This is a genomic window from Streptomyces sp. NPDC051315 (assembly GCF_044455165.1).
Classification (GTDB): domain Bacteria; phylum Actinomycetota; class Actinomycetes; order Streptomycetales; family Streptomycetaceae; genus Streptomyces.
The window spans coordinates 34,586-53,773 of sequence record NZ_JBITEN010000013.1 but is presented as its reverse complement, the minus strand read 5'-3'; the positions used below and the strand labels follow the sequence as shown (position 1 = coordinate 53,773).

The following is a 19,188-nucleotide window of genomic DNA, read 5'->3' as shown; positions in this document are numbered from 1 at the left end:
GGTCAGTGCACGCCCAGCCAGCTCTCGATGGGGTCGAGGGCGAAGTAGACCAGGAAGATCACGGTCAAACCCCACATGAAGGCGCCGATCTCCCGTGCTCTGCCCTGGGCCGCCCGGATGGCGACGTAGCTGATGACGCCGGACGCGACGCCCGCGGTGATGGAGTACGTGAACGGCATGATGACGACGGTCAGGAAGACCGGGATCGCGGTGGCCCGGTCGGCCCAGTCGACGTGCCGGGCGTTCATCATCATCATGGCGCCGATCACCACCAGGGCCGCGGCGGCCACCTCGCCCGGCACGATCGCCGTCAGCGGGGTGAAGAACAGGCAGGCCGCGAAGAGGACGCCGGTGACGACGGAGGAGAGTCCGGTACGGGCTCCCTCGCCCACGCCGGTCGCCGACTCGACGAAAACCGTCTGACCGGAGGCGCCGGAGACGCCGCCGATCGCGCCACCCGCGCCGTCGATGAACAGCGCCTTGGACAGGCCCGGCATCCGGCCCTGCTCGTCGGCGAGTTTCGCCTCGGTGCCGACGCCGATGATGGTGGCCATCGCGTCGAAGAACCCGGCGAGGACGAGCGTGAACACGATCATGCCGACGGTCATGGCGCCGACCTCGCCCCAGCCGCCGAACTCGACCTTCCCGAAGAGCGAGAAGTCGGGCATCGAGACGGCGCTGCCGTGCAGGGCGGGGGCGCCGCTCGCCCACTGCCGCGGGGCGATGACGTCCAGTGCGCTCAGCAGCACGGCGAGGACGGTGCCGCCGACGATGCCGATCAGGATCGCTCCGGGGACGCCGCGCGCCTGGAGCATGAAGATGGCGAGGAGGGTGACGGCGAAGAGCAGCACCGGCCAGCCGGCCAGCTCGCCCGTCGGTCCGAGCGACACGGGGGTCGCCTTCCCCTGGTGCACGAAGCCGGCCTTGTAGAAGCCGATCAGGGCGACGAACAGGCCGATGCCCATGGTGATCGCGTGCTTGAGGGCGAGCGGGATCGCGTTCATGATCATCTCGCGCAGGCCGGTGACCACGAGCAGCATGATGACCACGCCGTACAGCACGCACATGCCCATCGCCTGCGGCCAGGTCATCTGCGGGGCGACCTGGGAGGCCAGGACGCCGGAGACGGACAGGCCGGCGGCCAGGGCGAGCGGCACCTTGCCGAAGAAGCCCATCAGCAGCGTGGTGAGGGCCGCCGCGAACGCGGTCGCGGTGATCAGGGCCTTCTGTCCGAGCGTGTCCCCCGCCACGTCCCTGCCGGACAGGATCAGGGGGTTGAGCAGGAGGATGTACGCCATCGCCATGAAGGTGGTGACGCCGCCGCGCACTTCACGCGCGACCGTGGATCGCCGGTGGGATATGTGGAAGTACCGGTCGAGCCAGGACCTGCCGGCCGGGACGCGGGTGCCTTCGCCCGCGTCGTCGGCTGTGGTCCTCGGCTCCAGTGACTGCTGGGTCATGTGGGCCTGCTCCCAAGGTTCAAAGGGACACCCGCGGATCGCCGTCGGCGGTTGCGGGATTTGGGAAGGTGCTGCGGCCGCACGACCCGGGGGACGGCCCGAGACGAACGATCTGGGTCACTCCGGGCGGCGCGGAGTGTGTGACGTTCCGTGCGCCGCCCGGAGGGTCTGTCACGCGGTGCCGGTCAGGTGTTCGGGACGGACCGGCGTGCGGTCGAGCTCCAGTCCGGTCGCGTCGCGGATCGCCGCGAGGACCGCCGGAGTCGACGACAGGGTGGGGGCCTCTCCGACGCCGCGCAGCCCGTACGGGGCGTGGTCGTCGGCGAGTTCGAGGACGTCGACCGGGATGGTCGGCGTGTCGAGGATGGTGGGGATCAGGTAGTCGGTGAAGGACGGGTTGCGCACCTTCGCGGTCTTCGGGTCGACGACGATCTCCTCCATCACCGCGATGCCGAGCCCCTGGGTGGTGCCGCCCTGGATCTGGCCGATGACGGACAGCGGGTTGAGCGCCTTGCCGACGTCCTGGGCGCAGGCCAGCTCGACGACCTTCACCATGCCGAGCTCGGTGTCGACCTCGACGACGGCCCGGTGGGCGGCGAAGGAGTACTGGACGTGGCCGTTGCCCTGGCCGGTGCGCAGGTCGAAGGGCTCGGTCGGCCGGTGCCGCCACTCCTCCTCGACCTCCACGACCTCGTCGCCGAGGACGTCCACCAGGTCGGCGAGGACCTCACCGCCGTCGGTGACGACCTTGCCGCCTTCCAGGAGCAGTTCGGCGGTGGCCCAGGCCGGGTGGTAGGAGCCGAACTTGCGGCGCCCGGTCTCCAGCACCTTCTCGCGCACCAGTTCGCAGGCGTTCTTCACGGCGCCGCCGGTGACGTACGTCTGCCGCGAGGCGGACGTCGAACCGGCGCTGCCCACCTCCGTGTTGGCCGGGTGGATCGTCACCTGGGCGACGCCCAGCTCGGTGCGGGCGATCTGCGCGTGGACGGTGACTCCGCCCTGGCCGACCTCCGCCATCGCCGTGTGCACGGTGGCGACGGGCTCGCCCGCGACGACCTCCATGCGCACCCTGGCGGTCGAGTAGTCGTCGAAGCCCTCGGAGAAACCGACGTTCTTGATGCCGACCGCGTAGCCCACCCCGCGGACGACGCCCTCGCCGTGCGTGGTGTTGGACAGACCGCCGGGCAGCTGCCGCACGTCCGCGCCCTCGCTGCTCTCCCACTGGCGCTCCGGCGGCATCGGCATCGCCTTGACGCGGCGCAGGAGTTCGGCGACCGGGGCCGGGGAGTCGACGACCTGGCCGGTCGGCAGCAGGGTGCCCTGCTCCATGGCGTTGCGCTGCCGGAACTCCACCGGGTCCATGCCCAGCCGCTTCGCCACCTTGTCCATCTGCGCCTCGTACGCGAAGCACGCCTGGACGGCGCCGAAGCCGCGCATCGCGCCGCAGGGCGGGTTGTTGGTGTAGAGGGCGACGGCCTCGATCTCGACGTCGTCGACCTTGTAGGGGCCGATGCCGAGCGAGGAGGCGTTGCCGACGACCGCCGGGGAGGCGGAGGCGTACGCGCCGCCGTCGAGGACGATGCGGCACTTGACGTGGGTGAGCCTGCCGTCCTTCGTCGCGCCGTGCTCGTAGTACAGCCGTGCCGGGTGGCGGTGGACGTGTCCGAAGAAGGACTCGAAGCGGTTGTAGACGATCTTGACGGGCTTGCCGGTGCGCAGCGCCAGCAGGCAGGCGTGGATCTGCATCGACAGGTCCTCGCGCCCGCCGAAGGCGCCGCCGACACCGGCCAGGGTCATCCGTACCTTCTCCTCGGGCAGGCCGAGGACGGGCGCGATCTGGCGCAGGTCGGAGTGGAGCCACTGGGTGGCGATGTAGAGGTGGACGCCGCCGTCCTCCTCCGGCACGGCGAGACCGGACTCGGGGCCGAGGAAGGCCTGGTCCTGCATGCCGAAGCAGTACTCGCCGCGGACGATCACGTCGGCCTTCCTCGCGGCCTCGGTCACGTCTCCGCGGACGATCGGCTGGCGGTGCACGATGTTCGGGTGCGGGACGTGGCCGATGTGGTGGTCGTCGCGGTTCTCGTGGATCAGGATCGCGTCGGGGGCGGTCGCGGAGGCCTCGTCGGTGACGACCGGCAGTTCGCGGTACTCCACCTTGATCCTGGCGGCGGCGCGGCGGGCGGTCTCGGGGTGGTCGGCGGCGACGATGGCGACCGGCTCGCCGTGGTGACGGACCTTGCCGTGGGCGAGGACAGGGGTGTCCTGGATCTCCAGGCCGTAGTTCCTCACGTCGGTCGGCAGGTCGTCGTACGTCATCACGGCGTACACGCCCGGCGTGGCCAGGGCCTCGCTCGTGTCGATCGAGACGATCTCGGCGTGGGCGACGGTGGAGCGCAGGATCTGGCCCCAGAGCATGTCCTCGTGCCACATGTCGGACGAGTACGCGAACTCGCCGGTGACCTTGAGGATGCCGTCGGGCCGGAGCGTGGACTCCCCGATGCCGCCCTTGGTCTGCGAACCCTGGGTGAGCTGGGTGGGGGTGCCGTTGGGGGAAGCCGCGGAAGTCATCGTCGGACCGCCTCTGCCTGCCGGGCGGCCGCGAGCCGGACCGCGTCCATGATCTTCTCGTAGCCGGTGCAGCGGCACAGGTTGCCCGAGAGCGCCTCGCGGATGTCCGCGTCGGACGGGTTCGGGTTGCGTTCCAGCATCTCGTCGGCGGCGACCAGCAGGCCGGGCGTGCAGAAGCCGCACTGGACGGCGCCGGCGTCGATGAACGCCTGCTGGATCGGGGCGAGTTCGGTTCCTTCCCCGGTGTGGGAGTCGCCGCCCCCGGCCTGCCACCCCCGGGCCTCGTCGAGCGAGGTGCCTGCGCGGGCGCCCGTGGAGCAGGACCGCTGCCTGGCGTGCTCCGCCAGGCCCTCGACGGTGACGACCTCGCGGCCCTCCACCTGGCCGGCCGCGACCAGGCAGGAGCACACCGGGACGCCGTCGAGGCGGACCGTGCAGGAACCGCACTCGCCCTGCTCGCAGGCGTTCTTGGAGCCGGGCAGGCCGAGCCGCTCACGCAGCACGTACAGCAGGGACTCGCCCTCCCACACGTCGTCGGCTTCCTGCGGACGTCCGTTGACGGTGAAGTTGACGCGCATTACGCAGCACTCCCCTTCTGACGCGAGGCGCGGTCGGTGCCGCGGTACGACTCCCAGGTCCAGGTCAGCGTGCGGCGGGCCATGACGCCGACCGCGTGCCGGCGGTAGCTCGCGGTGCCCCGGACGTCGTCGATCGGGTTGCAGGCGGCGGCGCACAGGTCCGCGAACCGCTTCGCGACCGACGGGGTGATGATCTTTCCGTTGTCCCAGAAGCCGCCCTCGTCGAGCGCCGCGTTCAGGAACTCCTCCGCGGTCTTCGCCCGGACGGGGGTGGGCGCGGCCGAGCCGATGCCGGTGCGGACCGTGCGGGTCCCGGGGTGCAGGGCCAGCCCGAAGGCGCACACGGCGATGACCATGGCGTTGCGGGTGCCGACCTTGGAGTACTGCTGGGGTCCGTCGGCCTTCTTGACGTGGACGGCCCGGATCAGCTCGTCGGCGGCGAGCGCGTTGCGCTTCACGCCGGTGTAGAAGGCGTCGATCGGGATGCGGCGGGAGCCGCGCACCGACTCGACCTCGACCTCGGCGCCGGCGGCGAGGAGGGCGGGGTGGGCGTCGCCGGCCGGGGAGGCGGTGCCGAGGTTGCCGCCGACGCCGCCGCGGTTGCGGATCTGCGGGGAGGCCACGGTGTGCGAGGCGAGGGCCAGGCCCGGCAGTTCGGCCCGCAGGTTCTCCATGATCTCCGTGTAGGGGACGGAGGCACCGAGCCGCACGCTCTCCTCGCCGACCTCCCACTCGTAGAGGTCACCGACGCGGTTGAGGTCGAGGAGGTACTCGGGCCGCCGGTGGTCGAAGTTGATCTCGACCATCACGTCGGTGCCACCCGCAATCGGCACAGCGGTGGGGTGCTCGGCCTTCGCGGCGAGCGCCTCCTCCCAGCTGGCGGGGCGAAGGAAGTCCATGACCGGCTCTCTTCTTCGTCTCGTGGGTCGTTCGGATCGAGCCAGATCGGGTGCGGCGGGCCCGGCTCGTTCATGTGCTGTTCACGCGGATCGCAGTCAGTACACAGCGGCGTACTCCGACGGGGTCAGTCACGGAACCCATGAAGGAGTTGGCTGGTCGAGCCGGGCATCTTGTAGATTCGTATGAACGGAGGCCATCGATAACCTCCTGGATTTCCTGTGGAAACGTGGGAAACAGCCCGGCGACCGGAGAATGCGGCTCGAAGGGCGCTCCCGCGGGCCGGGCGCCCGTCGGCGGGACCTCCGCACCCGGTGGGGCCACACGCTTCATCGTAGATTTCGAGACAAAGAACGGCGGCGACGAGAATGCGGCTGCGCGCACTGCTGGACACCGACGCGCTGGGCCTGCGGCTGCTCGGCGGCGAGGACGAGCTGGACCGCACCGTACGGGGTGTGATGACCACCGACCTGCGGGACCCGAGCCGCTACCTCTCCGGGGGCGAGCTGGTGCTGACGGGCCTGGCCTGGCGCCGGGACGCCGCGGACTCCGAGCCGTTCGTACGGATCCTGGCGCAGGCCGGCGTGGCGGCGCTCGCCGCCGGCGAGGCAGAGCTGGGCGATGTGCCGGAAGACCTGGTCGTGGCCTGCGCCCGGCACCGGCTGCCGCTGTTCGCGGTGCACGAGTCGGTGGCGTTCGCCACGATCACCGAGCACGTCGTGCGGCAGGTGTCCGGCGAGCGGGCCGGGGACCTCGCGGCCGTCGTCGACCGGCACCGGCGGATGATGACCTCCGGCCCGGCGGGCGGCGGCCCCGACGTGGTCCTGGACCTGCTCGGCTCCGACCTCGACCTGCGCGCCTGGGTCCTCTCCCCCACCGGGCGGCTCGTCGCGGGCCCGAAGGTGGCGGGCCCCGGACCCTCGTCCGAGGTGTGCGCGAAGCTCGCGGCGGAGCACCTGACGGCCGCCCGCACCGGCCGCCGCGGCCCGCACCGGGTGATCGTGGGCCAGACGACGTACTCGCTCTTCCCGGTCCGCTCCGGCGGCCGCTCCGCGCAGGTCTCGCGGGACGTGCGCGAGACGGTGCTGTCGGACTGGCTGCTGGCCGTCGAGGCGGACGCCGGGGACTGGGCGGAGGAGCGCCTGGACCTGCTCCAGGGCGTCACCCAGCTCATCGCGGTCGAGCGGGACCGCCGGGACGCGGCGCGCACGGTGCGCAGACGGCTCGCGCAGGAGGTGCTGGAGCTGGTGCAGACGGGCGCGGCGCCCGCCGAGATCGCCGCGCGGCTGCGGGTGGCGGCGCCGGTGCTGCTGCCGGGCCTGGGGGCCGCCCCGCACTGGCAGGTCGTCGTGGCGAGCGTCGAGTGGGACGCCGGGGAGATCCAGGGCGGCCCCGTCGCCCAGGCGCTGCTGGAGGAGATCCTGGTCGACCCGCACGCCACCGGACCCGAGCCCTCCGACCGCATCGCCGTCGCCCACACCGGCGACGAGGCCGTCGCCCTCGTGCCCCTTCCGGCGGTCTCCACCGAGCACGACGGCTCGGAGTCCGGCGTCCTCGCCGACGCCCTCCTCGCCTCCGTACGGGAGCCGCTGTCGGCGGGCCTGGACGGCGACGGCCGGGTCACGCTGGGCGTCAGCGCGGCCGTGCACTCGGCGGAGGGACTGCGGGGCGCCCTGGAGGAGGCCCGGCACGCCCGCCGGGTCGCGGCGGCCCGTCCCGGCCGGGTGTGCGCGGCGGGCCACCAGGAGCTGGCCTCGCACGTCCTGCTGCTGCCGTTCGTCCCGGACGACGTCCGCCGGGCCTTCACCGCCCGCCTCCTGGACCCCCTGCGTGACTACGACCGGCGCCACCGCGCCGAGCTGATCCCGACGCTGGAGGCGTTCCTGGACTGCGACGGCTCGTGGACCCGGTGCGCGTCCCGGCTCCACCTGCACGTCAACACGCTGCGCTACCGGGTCGGCCGCATCGAGCAGTTGACGAGCCGTGACCTGTCGCGGCTGGAGGACAAGCTGGACTTCTTCCTGGCGTTGCGGATGAGCTGACGGATCGGCGGTCGCGGGCCGAAACCTCGGGGGCCGGGGAGTCCCACGACTTTGTGAAATCCTTCACCCGCCCCCTTGGCCCGGTGCCGTGATCCGTGCTGAGATGCCGCCACCAACTCAAAGCTCGACGGCGCGCTCGAGGAGGGCAACGTGGCGCATCCCGCCATGTCTGGTAACGGAACGACCGCTGGTGACGATCCCCTCCAGACCGCGGTATGGCGGCTGCGCTCGCGGGCCTGCTGGGCCGACGCGGCGGCCCTGCTCCCGCCGGACACCCCGGCGGGCTCGCTCCAGCGGGCCGCGCTGCTCGTGGAGCGGTGCCTGTACACCGAGCAGGGCTGGCAGGAGGCGGAGGACGCGCTGCGCACGGCGGAGGCGCTGGCCCACACCGACGAGGAACGCGGCGCCGCCGCTTGTGAACGCGGTCACCTGGCGTACGCGGCGACGGTGCACGGGGTCCGCGACCGCGTCGACGAGGCGCGGGCCGCGCTCGGGCGGGCGGCCGCGCTGATCCACCCGGAGGCGCCGGGCCGGGCTCTGCTGGACTTCCGCCGCGGGCTGCTCGCGGAGAACATCGCCCGCTCCCCGCAGGCCGCCCGCGCCGCCTACCGGCGCGCCCACACGGCCGCCGCGGCCCACTCCGACGCCCTGCTGCTCTCCTTCACCTGGCGCCACCTCGCGCGCCTCGCCCTGCGCGACGGCGAGGTGGCCGAGGCCCGGCACGGCTTCACCGAGTCGCTGCGGATCCGGGAGGAGCTGGGCTATCTGGTGGGGACCGCTCCGGCCCTGGCGTCGCTGGCGGACGCCGAGACCGAGCCGGAGGCCTCACGCCTGCGGGAGGAGGCCCGTCGGCTGTTCCGTCTCCTCGGGGGCGTACCGACGTGGCTGGCCCGGCAGTTGGCCCCGCCGGCCGCGACGGCGTAGGGGTCTTCGTACGGCGGGGGCACCTCCCGTCCGGCCCCGGGGACGTCGGCGTCACCGGGGTTGGGCCGCACGTCCACCGGGTCGGCCGGCACGGGGGCGGCGGCGACCTCGCCGGGGCGCCCCCGGGGCGAGGTGGCCCGCGGCAGGCCCGTCACCGCGTGGAAGACGCACGGCGGCCGGTCACCGCGCGGGAGACGCACACCGGGCCTGGCACCGCGTGGAAGACGCACGCCGTCCGGTACTCGCCCGGCCTCCGGGAACCTCCGCCGTACGGCACCGTCCGCCCACCGTGGATCGGGCACGCGGTCCGGGACCGCTCGGGCGCCCTGGGTTCGGTGACGACGTGCGGCGGACGGCCGTCGAGGAGGGCCCGCCGGAGGCGGGGCCGGCCCATGGCGGTCGCCCACGGCCCGGTGCAGGGCCGTCGGGTCGCGTGGGCGCCGGGTTCCGTCGTCCTGGTGGAGCGGGCGGAGCGGCACGCGGTCACGGGCCGCTCGAAGGGGGGCGGAGCGGCACGCGGTCGACCCTGCCGCTCGAAGGACACTGTTGGCGAATTCAATCCGTCGCGTTGTGCGTAGCACTGCCGTGCGGACTCTTCCGGATGAACTTCGCCGCCGGGGGGGCGGGCCTGAGACGGCGGCCTTACTCACTGAGCGGATGACCGCATGGGTAGTGTCATCGGGCGTGGCGGCGACGGAGGGGGAGCGCCTTGTGCCTGCAGAGGCCGTGTGCGGGTGACCCCGTGTGACGATTGAGCAGGCGGGCCGTTGCGGACCACTTTCGCGACGCAGGCAGCCGGAGGTGTTGCGTCCCGAGACCGTGAATGTGATGCGTATCACTCTCTGAGTGCTTGGGGTCGGGCATGCGCGATCATGATCGGAATGGACTCTCGTTTCCTTGGCATCCCTGAGCTGGTCGAAGCCCCGTCCGTGGCGGTCGTAGTCGACGTCATGCGTGCTTTCACCGTGGCTGCCTGGGCCTTTGCCCAGGGGGCTGAAAAGATCGTTCTTGCTGAGTCGCTGGACGAAGCCCTGGCACTCAAGGCTCGCCACCAGGATTGGGTGGCGCTCAAAGACGGTCCGCCCGCGCCAGGGTTCGACACCGTCAACTCGCCGGGCCTGCTGCGGTCTGTTGACCTTGACGGACGGACCGTTGTGCAGAAGACCACGGCAGGGACGGTCGGTGCCCTCGCGGTCAAGGAGGCGTCGCTGGTGCTGTGCGCCAGCTTCGTGGTGGCGGAGGCAACGGCTCGGCTCTTGCGGACACGCAAGAGTGACAGTGTCACGTTCGTGGTCACTGGCGAGGATGGGCAGGCCGATGAGGATCTGGCGTGCGCTCAATACATCGCTCGGAGGGCCACCGAGGCCGGGACGGATGCTTCTGAGTTCGTCCGCCGCGCTGCCGAGTCGCGCGCCGCCGCCGAGCTGGCGGAGGGTGTGCGTCAAGGAGTCCATCCTGATGACGTCGCACTCTGTCTTGAGCTCGACCGGTTCCCCTTTGCCATGGTGGCGACCTCGGAAGACTCGCTCATGGTCCTCCGTCCGTGCGCCGTACTTTCGCTGACCGACGAGGCGTCGATCTGATTGCTGGTGAGGTCCAACTCTCGCCATGCGAGAGCCGGCATCCGGTCGGGTATGCGGCACCAGCTGCACTCGCCCAACTCATCACGGATCCGCATCCCCAGGCTGCCCTTCGGAAACGCAGCCCGGCGCCACCCGCGCCGTCTCCTCCGGAACCCCGTCGATCTTCCTGACGTGCAACGACACCGACACCCTCCCCAAACACAACGTCGGCCTTCACGACCACAACGGAGCATGAGGACCGACGTTCAGCCCAGGACTCGCCAACCGTGTCCTCGAAGGGGCGGGGGCGGGCCGGCACGTGGACGACCCGGCCGCGCGCTGGGCGCTCCCCGGCGAGGCGGTCGTCCTCAGCCCGCGCCCGCGAAGTGCTCGCGTACCAGCGCCTGCACCACGTCCAGGTCGCCCGCCGTCAAAGCCTCCAGCAGCGCGAGGTGTTCGGCCGCGTCGGCGACGAGGTCCGCGCGTCCCCGGGTCACCGGGCCGCCCACCAGCGGCCACTGCGAGCGGCGGTGCAGGTCCTCCGCGATGCCGACCAGCTGCTGGTTGCCGCACAGGGCGAGGACCGCGCGGTGGAAGGCGCGGTCGGACTCGGCGTACGTGGCACGGCAGCCGGAGGTCGCGGCGCGGACGGTGGCCTCGGCGAGGGGGCGCAGGTCGGCCCACCGTTCGGCGGGGACCGTCCGGGCGAGCCGGAGCATCACGGGGACCTCGATGAGCGCGCGCACCTCGGCCAGCTCGGCCAGCTCGCGGGTGCCGCGCACGATCACGCGGAAGCCCCGGTTGGGGACCACCTCGACCGCGCCCTCCAGCGCGAGCTGCTGCATCGCCTCGCGGACCGGCGTCGCGGACACCCCGAAGCGTTCGCCGAGGACCGGCGCCGAGTACACCTCGCCCGGGACGAGGTCCCCGGACACGAGGGCGGTGCGCAGGGCGTCGAGGATCTGGCCGCGCACCGAGGCGCGCTGCACGACGGGCCGGGGCAGGGGCACCTCGCTGTGCGTGTGCTCCCCGCGCACGGCGCCGGGCACCCGCGCGTCCCCAGCCGGGGCGGCCGGGCCACGCCCGCGTTCCGCCGCCCGCGGCTGCGCCGGCACCCTGGCCGCGTCGGCACGTCCGTCCGGGATCCCCGCCCGGGCAAAGCCCTGTGCGCTCTGCTCCACGGGTCCTCCTCGGGACGTGTCGGTACTTGGGGTCATTACGGCGGGTTGTTACTCGTCCGTCAAGCACCTTATTAGGCGTACTGGTCGTCAGTTCAAATTCCGCCCATACTGAGTAAGGTAAGGCTTACCTCGCACTCACTCGTGGATCGGTGGTTCCGGTATGCCCGCACACCCCTGCGCGCCGTCGCCCGTGACGGACGCCTACGCCCGTCTCACGGAGGTCTTCCCGGGTCTCACCGTCCGGGAACTGCGGGACGGCGAGCCGGCACCGCGGGGCGGCGGCTGGGTGGCGGCGGCCGACCTCGCGCAGGGCGGAGCGGCGTTGGAGGCCTTTCTCGCCTGGGACGACGCCCAGGTGGTCCGGGACTACGGACAGAAGGCCCGCCCGGACGTCGTCGCGAGCTTCGGACTGCACCGCTACGCCTGGCCCGCCTGTCTGCTGATCACCGTCCCGTGGTTCCTGCACCGCCGGGTGCCCCGCTTCCCCGTGACGCATGTCTCGTACGACCGCACCGGCGACGGCATGCGGATGGCCGTCCGCGCGCCCGCCTCGTTCGCCTGTCTGCCGGACGACCCCGCGGCGGCGCTGCCCGGCGCCCGCGTGGTCGCGGACGAGGAGGCGCTGCGGGCGGAGGTCCGGGCCGCGATCGCCGAGCACCACGAACCGGTCCTCGCCGGCTTCGGGCCGCGGGCGCGGCGGCGCGGGCGCGCCCTGTGGGGCATGGTCACGGACGAGGTGGTGGAGGGACTCTGGTACGTCGCCCACCTGCTCGGCGAGGACGAGCAGCGGCGGGCGCGGCGCGAGCTGGAGCTGCTGCTGCCGGGCGCCACCCGGCCGTACGTCGGCTCGGCGGCCTTCCGCGAGCTGACCGGACCCGACGGCGAGTCGCTGCCCACCCGGGACCGGGCGAGCTGCTGCATGTTCTACACGGTGCGCCCCGAGGACACCTGCGCCACCTGCCCGCGCACCTGTGACGCGGACCGCGTCAGCAAGCTCACGGCCTCCGCGGTGAGTTGACGGGCCCTCGGACCGGCGCCGGTGGGGCACCCCCGGACCGCTGCCCTCCGCCGCGTCCCGTAAGATCACCCGAACGAGACTCCCGCTCGGTGACAGGTGTTTCACCATTCCCTCACCAGGCACAGGAACTTTCCGTGGAACCACCCGTACGGGTAGTCTTGTTCGAACTCAACTCCCGCCCCTCAAGCGGCAGTTCGAGCAGAACGTCGCCCTGGGCATTCCCTTGCACCTCCTTGGCGGCCTCTTGCCCCGAAACCCCCTGAGGCTCGGCGGGATTGGGCCACTATGGCGGGCGTTACGCCCTATCCCAATGCAAGGGACCCCAGATGAGACTGACCGACATATCGCTGAACTGGCTGCTTCCGGGCGCCGTGCTGCTCCTGGGCATGCTGGCGGCGGTGGCGGTGCTCGCGCGCGGAAAGCGCTCCTCCGGGGAGAACGCGAGCGCGGACGACTCGTGGGAGCGCAGCGAGGAGCGCCGCAGGCGCAAGGAGGCCCTGTACGGCACCGCCTCCTACGTGCTGCTGTTCTGCTGCGCGGCGGTGGCCGCCGCGCTCTCCTTCCACGGCCTGGTCGGCTTCGGCCGGCAGAACCTGAACCTGTCCGGCGGCTGGGAGTACCTGGTGCCGTTCGGCCTGGACGGGGCCGCGATGTTCTGCTCGGTCCTCGCGGTGCGCGAGGCCAGCCACGGTGACGCCGCGCTCGGCTCCCGGATACTCGTGTGGACGTTCGCGGGCGCCGCGGCCTGGTTCAACTGGGTCCACGCGCCCCGGGGCCTGGGCCACGACGGCGCCCCGCACTTCTTCGCCGGCATGTCGCTGTCGGCGGCCGTGCTCTTCGACCGGGCGCTGAAGCAGACCCGCCGGGCCGCGCTGCGCGAGCAGGGCCTGGTGCCGCGCCCGCTGCCGCAGATCCGCGTCGTGCGCTGGCTGCGGGCCCCCCGCGAGACCTACAAGGCGTGGTCGCTGATGCTCCTGGAGGGCGTGCGCAGCCTGGACGAGGCCGTCGAGGAGGTCCGCGAGGACAAGCGCCAGAAGGAGCAGGCGCGCCGCCACCGCCGCGAGCAGCAGCGCGTGGAGCGGGCGCAGCTGAAGGCGATCAGCCGGGGACACCGGGGCTTCCCGGGCCGCGGCGGGCGTCAGCTGGAGGGACAGGCGACCCTGGAACGGGCCGGCGATCGAGTCTCCGCGGAGCCTGCCATAGCGAGCGCGCCGGAGCAGCTGCCCGTCCCCTCACGGCCCTCCCTGCAGCCCGTACGCCAGAGTTCTGACCCGATCACCGTCGACCTCACCGCGGAGGACGACACGATGGCCCTGCCGCGCCTGGACTCCCTGGAGCGCAAGCTCAAGGACCTGGAGCAGCAGTTCGGCTGACCGGTACGCGAGCACGGGAAGGGGGCACGACCCGATGGGTCGCGCCCCCTTCCCGTGGGTTCACGCCGCGTCCGCGCCCAGCTCGAACCAGACCGCCTTCCCGACCCCGTGTGCCCGGACCCCCCAGGCGTCCGCGAGGGACTGCACCAGGACCAGGCCGCGGCCGTGCGTGCCGTCGCCGGTGTTCGGCGTCCGCGGCTGCGGGCGGCGGGAGACAAAGTCCCGCACCTCGACCCGCAGACCGGCCGGTCCCACGGTGGCCGTCAGGACCGCTTCGTGGTCGGTGTGGACGAGCGCGTTGGTGACGAGCTCACTCGTGAGCAGTTCCGCGATGTCCGATCGTCCGGGTTTCCCCCAGTGCCGCAGCATCTCGCGCAGCGCCCGGCGCGTCTCGGGAACGGCTCTCAGGTCCGCCCGTCCGAGTCTGCGCCGCAGCTGGGGCGCCTGCGCCCGCGTCTGCCCGTCCCCGTCGGCCTTGTCCTCCGCTGTCTCCCCCGCCGAGGTACCCGCGATCACGGTCGAACCGCTGCCTCGTGCCTGCCTCTTCATGACCCCCGCCCGCGTGCCGATGTCGGTTCCCCTCCTGCTCGAACACGTTCACGGGGATGCTTGCCCCGTGGGCCCTGGGCCAGTCATGTCCAATCGGCGACGCCCAGGTGTTCGGCCATGTCGGGGCGGGCCAGGGGGGCATTCCAACGGCAGATGACAGGCCGGCGCCGCCGCCCGGACCACCGGTGAGCGTGCCGTGCGCGGCGTCCGAGCGCGCAACGGGACGCGGACGCCGGGCCCCGTCCGTGAGGACGGGCGGCCGGCGAACCGGTGGCGGTGGACCGGTCCCTCCGGGCCGCCCATGAGCCCTCCGTGACCGGCTCGGACCGGCGAATGCCCTGGTCGCCGGGGTGGTCACGGTGGACAGCCGGCTCCCCGGCAAGTGGGCCGGCCTCGGCGCGCAGGAGCTGCCGTACGGCGGCGCGGGCGGTCCCCCGAGGGGCGCGCACCCGCGCGGCCGCCGACCGGCGGTCGCCGCCCCCGCCCAGGGAGGTGAGCCGGTGCACACACTCTGCGGGTCGGCCTTCGATCCGGCCGACCTGCACGCATGCGGGTCTACGCGACGGCGGGACACCCTGACCGCCGGGCATCGGCCACCCGCCCCATGCCCCGCTGCCGACGTGGCCGTACGCGAGGAAGGGATGGGGAGGAGGGGCGGGGAGAAAGGGATGGGGAGGGCGAGGCGTGGAGGCGGGACGGCCGACACGGCGCTGGAGCAGCCGGGGTACGCGGGGATCCCCGGCGGGTCCGCCGTCACGGGACCCGGGCGCCCCGCCCCGGCGCCGCGGTCCCTGCCCCCTGTCGGGCGCGCCTGCGGCGGCGAAGTTTGGCCGGAATCCGCTCCCCTGCTTCCCTCACGTGGGTTCCCCTGGCCGGCTGAGCCCGCGCCACCGGCGTCGGCGCCCTACGGCCGCGGCACGTTCCGCAGGTTGGAGCGGGCCATCTGGAGCATGCGGCCGACTCCGCCGTCCAGCACGATCTTCGAGGCGGACAGGGCGAACCCGGTCACCATCTCGGCGCTGATCTTGGGCGGGATGGACAGCGCGTTGGGGTCGGTGACGATGTCGACGAGGGCCGGGCCCTTGTGCCTGAAGGCCTCCTTCAGGGCGCCGGGGAGGTCCTTGGGTTCCTCGACGCGCACCCCGTGGGCGCCGCAGGCGCGGGCGACGGCGGCGAAGTCGGGGTTCTTGTTGGTGGTGCCGTGGGAGGGCAGTCCGGCGACCAGCATCTCCAACTCCACCATGCCCAGCGAGGAGTTGTTGAAGAGGACGACCTTGACCGGCAGGTCGTACTGGACGAGGGTCAGAAAGTCACCCATGAGCATGGAGAATCCGCCGTCGCCGGACATCGACACGACCTGCCGCTCCCGGTCGGTGAACTGGGCGCCGATCGCCATGGGCAGCGCGTTCGCCATCGAGCCGTGGGAGAAGGAACCGATGATGCGGCGGCGGCCGTTGGGCGAGATGTAGCGGGCCGCCCACACGTTGCACATGCCGGTGTCGACGGTGAACACGGCGTCCTCGTCGGCGAGTTCGTCGAGGACGGAGGCGACGTACTCGGGGTGGATCGGGACGTGCTTGTCCACCTTCCGGGTGTACGCCTTGACGACGCCCTCCAGCGCGTCGGCGTGCTTCTTCAGCATCTTGTCGAGGAAGCGCCGGTCCTGCTTCTCCGCCACGCGCGGGATGAGACAGCGCAGGGTCTCGCGCACATCGCCCCACACGGCGAGGTCCAGCTTCGAGCGGCGGCCGAGGTGTTCGGGCCGGACGTCGACCTGGGCGATGGTGACGTCGTCGGGCAGGAAGGCGTTGTACGGGAAGTCGGTGCCGAGCAGGATCAGCAGGTCGCACTCGTGGGTGGCCTCGTAGGCGGCGCCGTAGCCGAGGAGGCCGCTCATGCCGACGTCGTAGGGATTGTCGTACTGGATCCACTCCTTGCCGCGCAGGGCGTGCCCGACCGGGGACTTGATCCTCCCCGCGAACTCCATGACCTCGGCGTGCGCTCCGGCCGTGCCGCTGCCGCAGAACAGGGTGACCCGGTCGGCCTCGTCGATCATCCGGGCGAGCCGGTCGATCTCGGCGTCGCCGGGGCGGACGGTGGGCCGGGTGGTGACGAGGGCGGTCTCGGCGGCCTTGTCGGGGGCGGGTTCGGCGGCGATGTCACCGGGGAGGGAGACGACGCTGACGCCGCTGCGGCCGACGGCGTTCTGGATCGCGGTCTGCAGCAGCCTCGGCATCTGCCGCGGGCTGGAGATCAGCTCGCTGTAGTGGCTGCACTCCTGGAAGAGGCGGTCGGGGTGGGTCTCCTGGAAGTAGCCGAGCCCGATCTCGCTGGAGGGGATGTGGGAGGCGAGGGCCAGCACGGGCGCCATGGAGCGGTGGGCGTCGTACAGGCCGTTGATGAGGTGCAGGTTGCCGGGCCCGCAGGAGCCCGCGCAGGCGGTGAGCTTCCCGGTGATCTGGGCCTCGGCGCCCGCGGCGAAGGCGGCGGTCTCCTCGTGCCGGACGTGGACCCAGTCGATGGCCGCGTTGCGGCGGACGGCGTCCACGACCGGGTTGAGGCTGTCGCCCACGACGCCGTAGAGGCGTTCGACTCCGGCGCGGACGAGGATGTCGACGAACTGTTCGGCGACGTTCTGTTTGGCCATGCTGCTCTCCTGCCCCTTCGGTGTCCGTGGATCCCCCGGGACCCCTGTGGGTTCCATGAATTCACGGCGAACGCCGTCATGCCTCCCACACGGCGGCGGCCGTACGGTCGTCCGCGTACCCCTTGACCCGGACCTGGGTGTCGGCGAGGAAGGCGGCGAGGCCGGGCGGGACGGGCTCGGACCACCGCTCCGCCAGACAGGCGAGCAGTTCGGGCTCGCCGCGCAGGGGCTCGGCGAGGCCGTCGGTGCACATCAGGAGCCTGTCACCCGGCCGGGCGACGGAGGCCCGGAAACGGAAGGGTTCGCGGGGCGGCCCGGGGACCGGTTCGTACGGGCTCGGCGGGGTCGGGATGCCCAGGTCCATGGTGAGGCGGTCGCCCTCGGGCGTCTCGGCGGGCGGGGAGCCGAACCCGACGACCGGCTCCCCCGCGACCTCGCCGGCCTTCGGTTCGATGTCCTGCCACGCGCCGTCCCGGAGGCGGAACAGTCCGCCGGGGCCGACGCCGAAGAAGACGCGCGTCCGGCAGGCGGGGTCGGCGGGCAGCAGGAGGCAGCGCAGGGTGGCCGCGTACTCCTGCGGCTCCAGGCCCTGTCCGGCGGCGGCGGCGCGGAGCCGGCCGAGGCTGCGGTCGGTGAGACGGTGCAGGCCCGACTTCAGGTCGCCGCGCCGCCCGGCCCTTATGTCCTCGGCGAGCCGGACGTGACTGCGGCCCACGGCCCGCCCGATCCACCGGCACACCTCGGCGGCCGCCCGGTGCGCTCCCGGGGTGGCCCGTGCGCCGGTCGCCATCGCGACCAGGATCAGCGCCTGCTCGCCGGCGCCGAAGCGGGCGGTGAGGAGGGAGTCGCGGCGCGGCTCGCCGCGGTAGCGCGCGGAGTCCCCGCGCACGGAGGCGGCCCGCAGGACGCAGGTTCCGTACCGGGCGCCGTCCAGCACGGTGTCGGGGACCAGGTCGTCGAGTTCGTCCGGGTCGGCGGGCGGCAGGGCGGTGGGTTCGGCGTCGTAGGTGGGCGGACGGGAGCCGACGTGGGGCTGGGCGGTGGGGCGCGCGGTGGACGGCGCGCCGGCCGGCTGCCCGAAGGGGGTCGCCGTGCCGGTGGCGGAGACGGTGGGGGCGAAGGGCGGTGGGGGCGGTGGGGACGCCGGTGCGGAGGGGGTCGGCGCCGGATCCGTGGAGGTACGGCCGACAGGATCCGCCGGGTCCGGGTCCCGGCCGTGGGGTGTCCGTTCGTCGAAGCCCCGGGGCAGGGGGCCGGGCGGGAAGGAGGTGGGGCCGGGCGGTGAGGCCTGCGGGGGTTCCGAGGGGGCGCGTCGGTGGTGTACGGCGGGACGGGTGGGGGTGGGGGGTGTGGGAGGGGCGGCGTCGGGGGCGGGGCTCGGGTCCGGCCCGCTGGGAGGGCTCGCGTCACGGCCGGGGGGCGGACCTTCGGCGGGGTGGGAGACGGTTGCGCTGCGCGGGGGCGGGACGGTGGGGGCCGAGGGCGATGCCGGGGTCGGTGGGGGTGGAGCGGTGGCCGGGCGGGGTGGAGCGGTGGCCGGTGGGGGTGGTGGGGAGGCCGGTGGGGGTGGCACGGGGGTCGGGCGGGGTGGAGTCGCGGCCGGGCGGGGTGGTGCCGTGGGAGTCGGCGGGGTCGACGGGAGCCGGTCCTGCGGCGCCCACCAGTCGGTCTGCTCGGTGCGCTGGGGGCGGTCGGGACGGCCGGGGCGCTCCGGGCGCTCGCAATGGTCGGGGCGCTCGGGAAACTCGGGCCGCTCGGCCCGCGCGGGACCACCGGTGTGTTTCGGATCGCCGAGCCGCACCGGGTGCTCGGAACGCGCCCCCGGCACCGCGCCGGACGCACCCTCCCGCTCCTCGCCCGCGCCGCCTGCCCCGCCCGCCGGATCCACGGCATCTGCGGGATCCGCGGCACCCTCTGAATCCGTGGGCTTCGGCGGCTCCGTGGGCTTCGGCGGCTCCGTCGGATCCGTCGGCTTGGCCCCCTCCGCCGGGCGCACCGCCCCCGCCGCCGAGGCGAACCGGTCGTCCAGCGAGTCGGCGGCGGCCGTCGGTCCGGTGTCCTCGGTGAAGTCGTCGTACAACTGCCCCCACCAGTCGTCCTCGTGACCGGTGGGCCTTCCCCCCTGCTGACTCATGCCCCTGATTGTCCACCGCACGGGCCGTGTGAGAACGGGGCATCAGGAAAATGCGACCCCGCCCCCGCGCCGACCGGCGTGTCGACCGGCACAGCGAGCGACATGCCGAACAGGGGTGCGAGGAGGGGGTGGGGGAGGTCACCGGGCGGTTCCACCCCCCACGGGAGAACCGCCCGGTGACTTCGGGTGATCCGGGCTCAGATCCCCTATGCGCCCCTGCGCGTCTCGAGCCCGGATCACGTTCCGGGTGCCCAC

13 protein-coding genes are annotated in these 19,188 nt (G+C 73.0%); 5 read left to right on the top strand and 8 right to left on the bottom strand.

Annotation, left to right across the window (positions count from 1 at the left end; all coding sequences use genetic code 11):
- Positions 1–2: 2 nt before the first annotated feature.
- The 4 genes from ACIBBD_RS24280 to ACIBBD_RS24265 all read right to left on the bottom strand — a co-directional run bounded on the left by ACIBBD_RS24280 (position 3) and on the right by ACIBBD_RS24265 (position 5,505).
- Complete coding sequence (locus tag ACIBBD_RS24280) at positions 3–1,460, bottom strand: NCS2 family permease (protein WP_399421601.1); 1,458 nt, start codon at positions 1,458–1,460, stop codon at positions 3–5.
- Between the two features lie 171 nt (positions 1,461–1,631).
- A complete protein-coding gene (locus tag ACIBBD_RS24275; protein WP_399421600.1) occupies positions 1,632–4,028 on the bottom strand; it encodes a xanthine dehydrogenase family protein molybdopterin-binding subunit in 2,397 nt (798 codons plus the stop codon).
- Entirely contained in the window at positions 4,025–4,606 is a 582-nt protein-coding gene (locus tag ACIBBD_RS24270) for a (2Fe-2S)-binding protein (protein WP_399421599.1), read from the bottom strand. Before ACIBBD_RS24270 ends, ACIBBD_RS24275 begins: the two co-directional genes overlap by 4 nt.
- Positions 4,606–5,505: an FAD binding domain-containing protein gene (locus ACIBBD_RS24265; protein ID WP_399421598.1), complete on the bottom strand. Its 900-nt coding sequence runs from the start codon at positions 5,503–5,505 to the stop codon at positions 4,606–4,608. The genes ACIBBD_RS24270 and ACIBBD_RS24265 overlap by 1 nt, the downstream gene beginning before the upstream one ends.
- Positions 5,506–5,871: 366 nt before the next feature.
- Between ACIBBD_RS24265 and ACIBBD_RS24260 the strand changes: the two genes are divergently transcribed.
- From ACIBBD_RS24260 to ACIBBD_RS24250, 3 genes are all read left to right on the top strand, one after another.
- Positions 5,872–7,545, top strand: a complete 1,674-nt coding sequence (locus tag ACIBBD_RS24260) for a PucR family transcriptional regulator (RefSeq protein ID WP_399421597.1) — start codon at positions 5,872–5,874, stop codon at positions 7,543–7,545.
- 150 nt (positions 7,546–7,695) lie between these two features.
- Positions 7,696–8,469 carry a hypothetical protein gene (locus tag ACIBBD_RS24255; protein ID WP_399421596.1) on the top strand — a complete coding sequence of 258 codons (774 nt, stop codon included), beginning with the start codon at positions 7,696–7,698 and terminating at the stop codon, positions 8,467–8,469.
- 881 nt (positions 8,470–9,350) lie between these two features.
- A complete protein-coding gene (locus ACIBBD_RS24250) occupies positions 9,351–10,052 on the top strand; it encodes a 2-phosphosulfolactate phosphatase (protein ID WP_399421595.1) in 702 nt (233 codons plus the stop codon).
- 347 nt (positions 10,053–10,399) lie between these two features.
- Here the strand turns inward: ACIBBD_RS24250 and ACIBBD_RS24245 are convergent, their stop codons facing one another.
- Entirely contained in the window at positions 10,400–11,212 is an 813-nt protein-coding gene (locus tag ACIBBD_RS24245; protein ID WP_399421594.1) for a GntR family transcriptional regulator, read from the bottom strand.
- A 160-nt stretch (positions 11,213–11,372) separates the two neighbouring features.
- On the opposite strand from ACIBBD_RS24245, the gene ACIBBD_RS24240 reads away from it, so the two are divergent.
- Positions 11,373–12,230 carry a (2Fe-2S)-binding protein gene (locus ACIBBD_RS24240; protein ID WP_399421593.1) on the top strand — a complete coding sequence of 286 codons (858 nt, stop codon included), beginning with the start codon at positions 11,373–11,375 and terminating at the stop codon, positions 12,228–12,230.
- 326 nt (positions 12,231–12,556) lie between these two features.
- Complete coding sequence (locus ACIBBD_RS24235; RefSeq protein WP_399421592.1) at positions 12,557–13,603, top strand: DUF2637 domain-containing protein; 1,047 nt, start codon at positions 12,557–12,559, stop codon at positions 13,601–13,603.
- Between the two features lie 60 nt (positions 13,604–13,663).
- Here the strand turns inward: ACIBBD_RS24235 and ACIBBD_RS24230 are convergent, their stop codons facing one another.
- The 3 genes from ACIBBD_RS24230 to ACIBBD_RS24220 form a co-directional block, all read right to left on the bottom strand.
- The gene (locus ACIBBD_RS24230) at positions 13,664–14,152 is read right to left on the bottom strand and encodes an ATP-binding protein (RefSeq protein ID WP_399421591.1); all 489 of its coding nucleotides are present in this window, start codon (positions 14,150–14,152) and stop codon (positions 13,664–13,666) included.
- Positions 14,153–15,056: 904 nt separating this feature from the next.
- Positions 15,057–16,799 carry a pyruvate dehydrogenase gene (locus tag ACIBBD_RS24225; RefSeq protein ID WP_399421590.1) on the bottom strand — a complete coding sequence of 581 codons (1,743 nt, stop codon included), beginning with the start codon at positions 16,797–16,799 and terminating at the stop codon, positions 15,057–15,059.
- A gap of 76 nt (positions 16,800–16,875) precedes the next feature.
- Complete coding sequence (locus ACIBBD_RS24220) at positions 16,876–18,933, bottom strand: protein phosphatase 2C domain-containing protein (protein ID WP_399421589.1); 2,058 nt, start codon at positions 18,931–18,933, stop codon at positions 16,876–16,878.
- Positions 18,934–19,188: the final 255 nt, after the last annotated feature.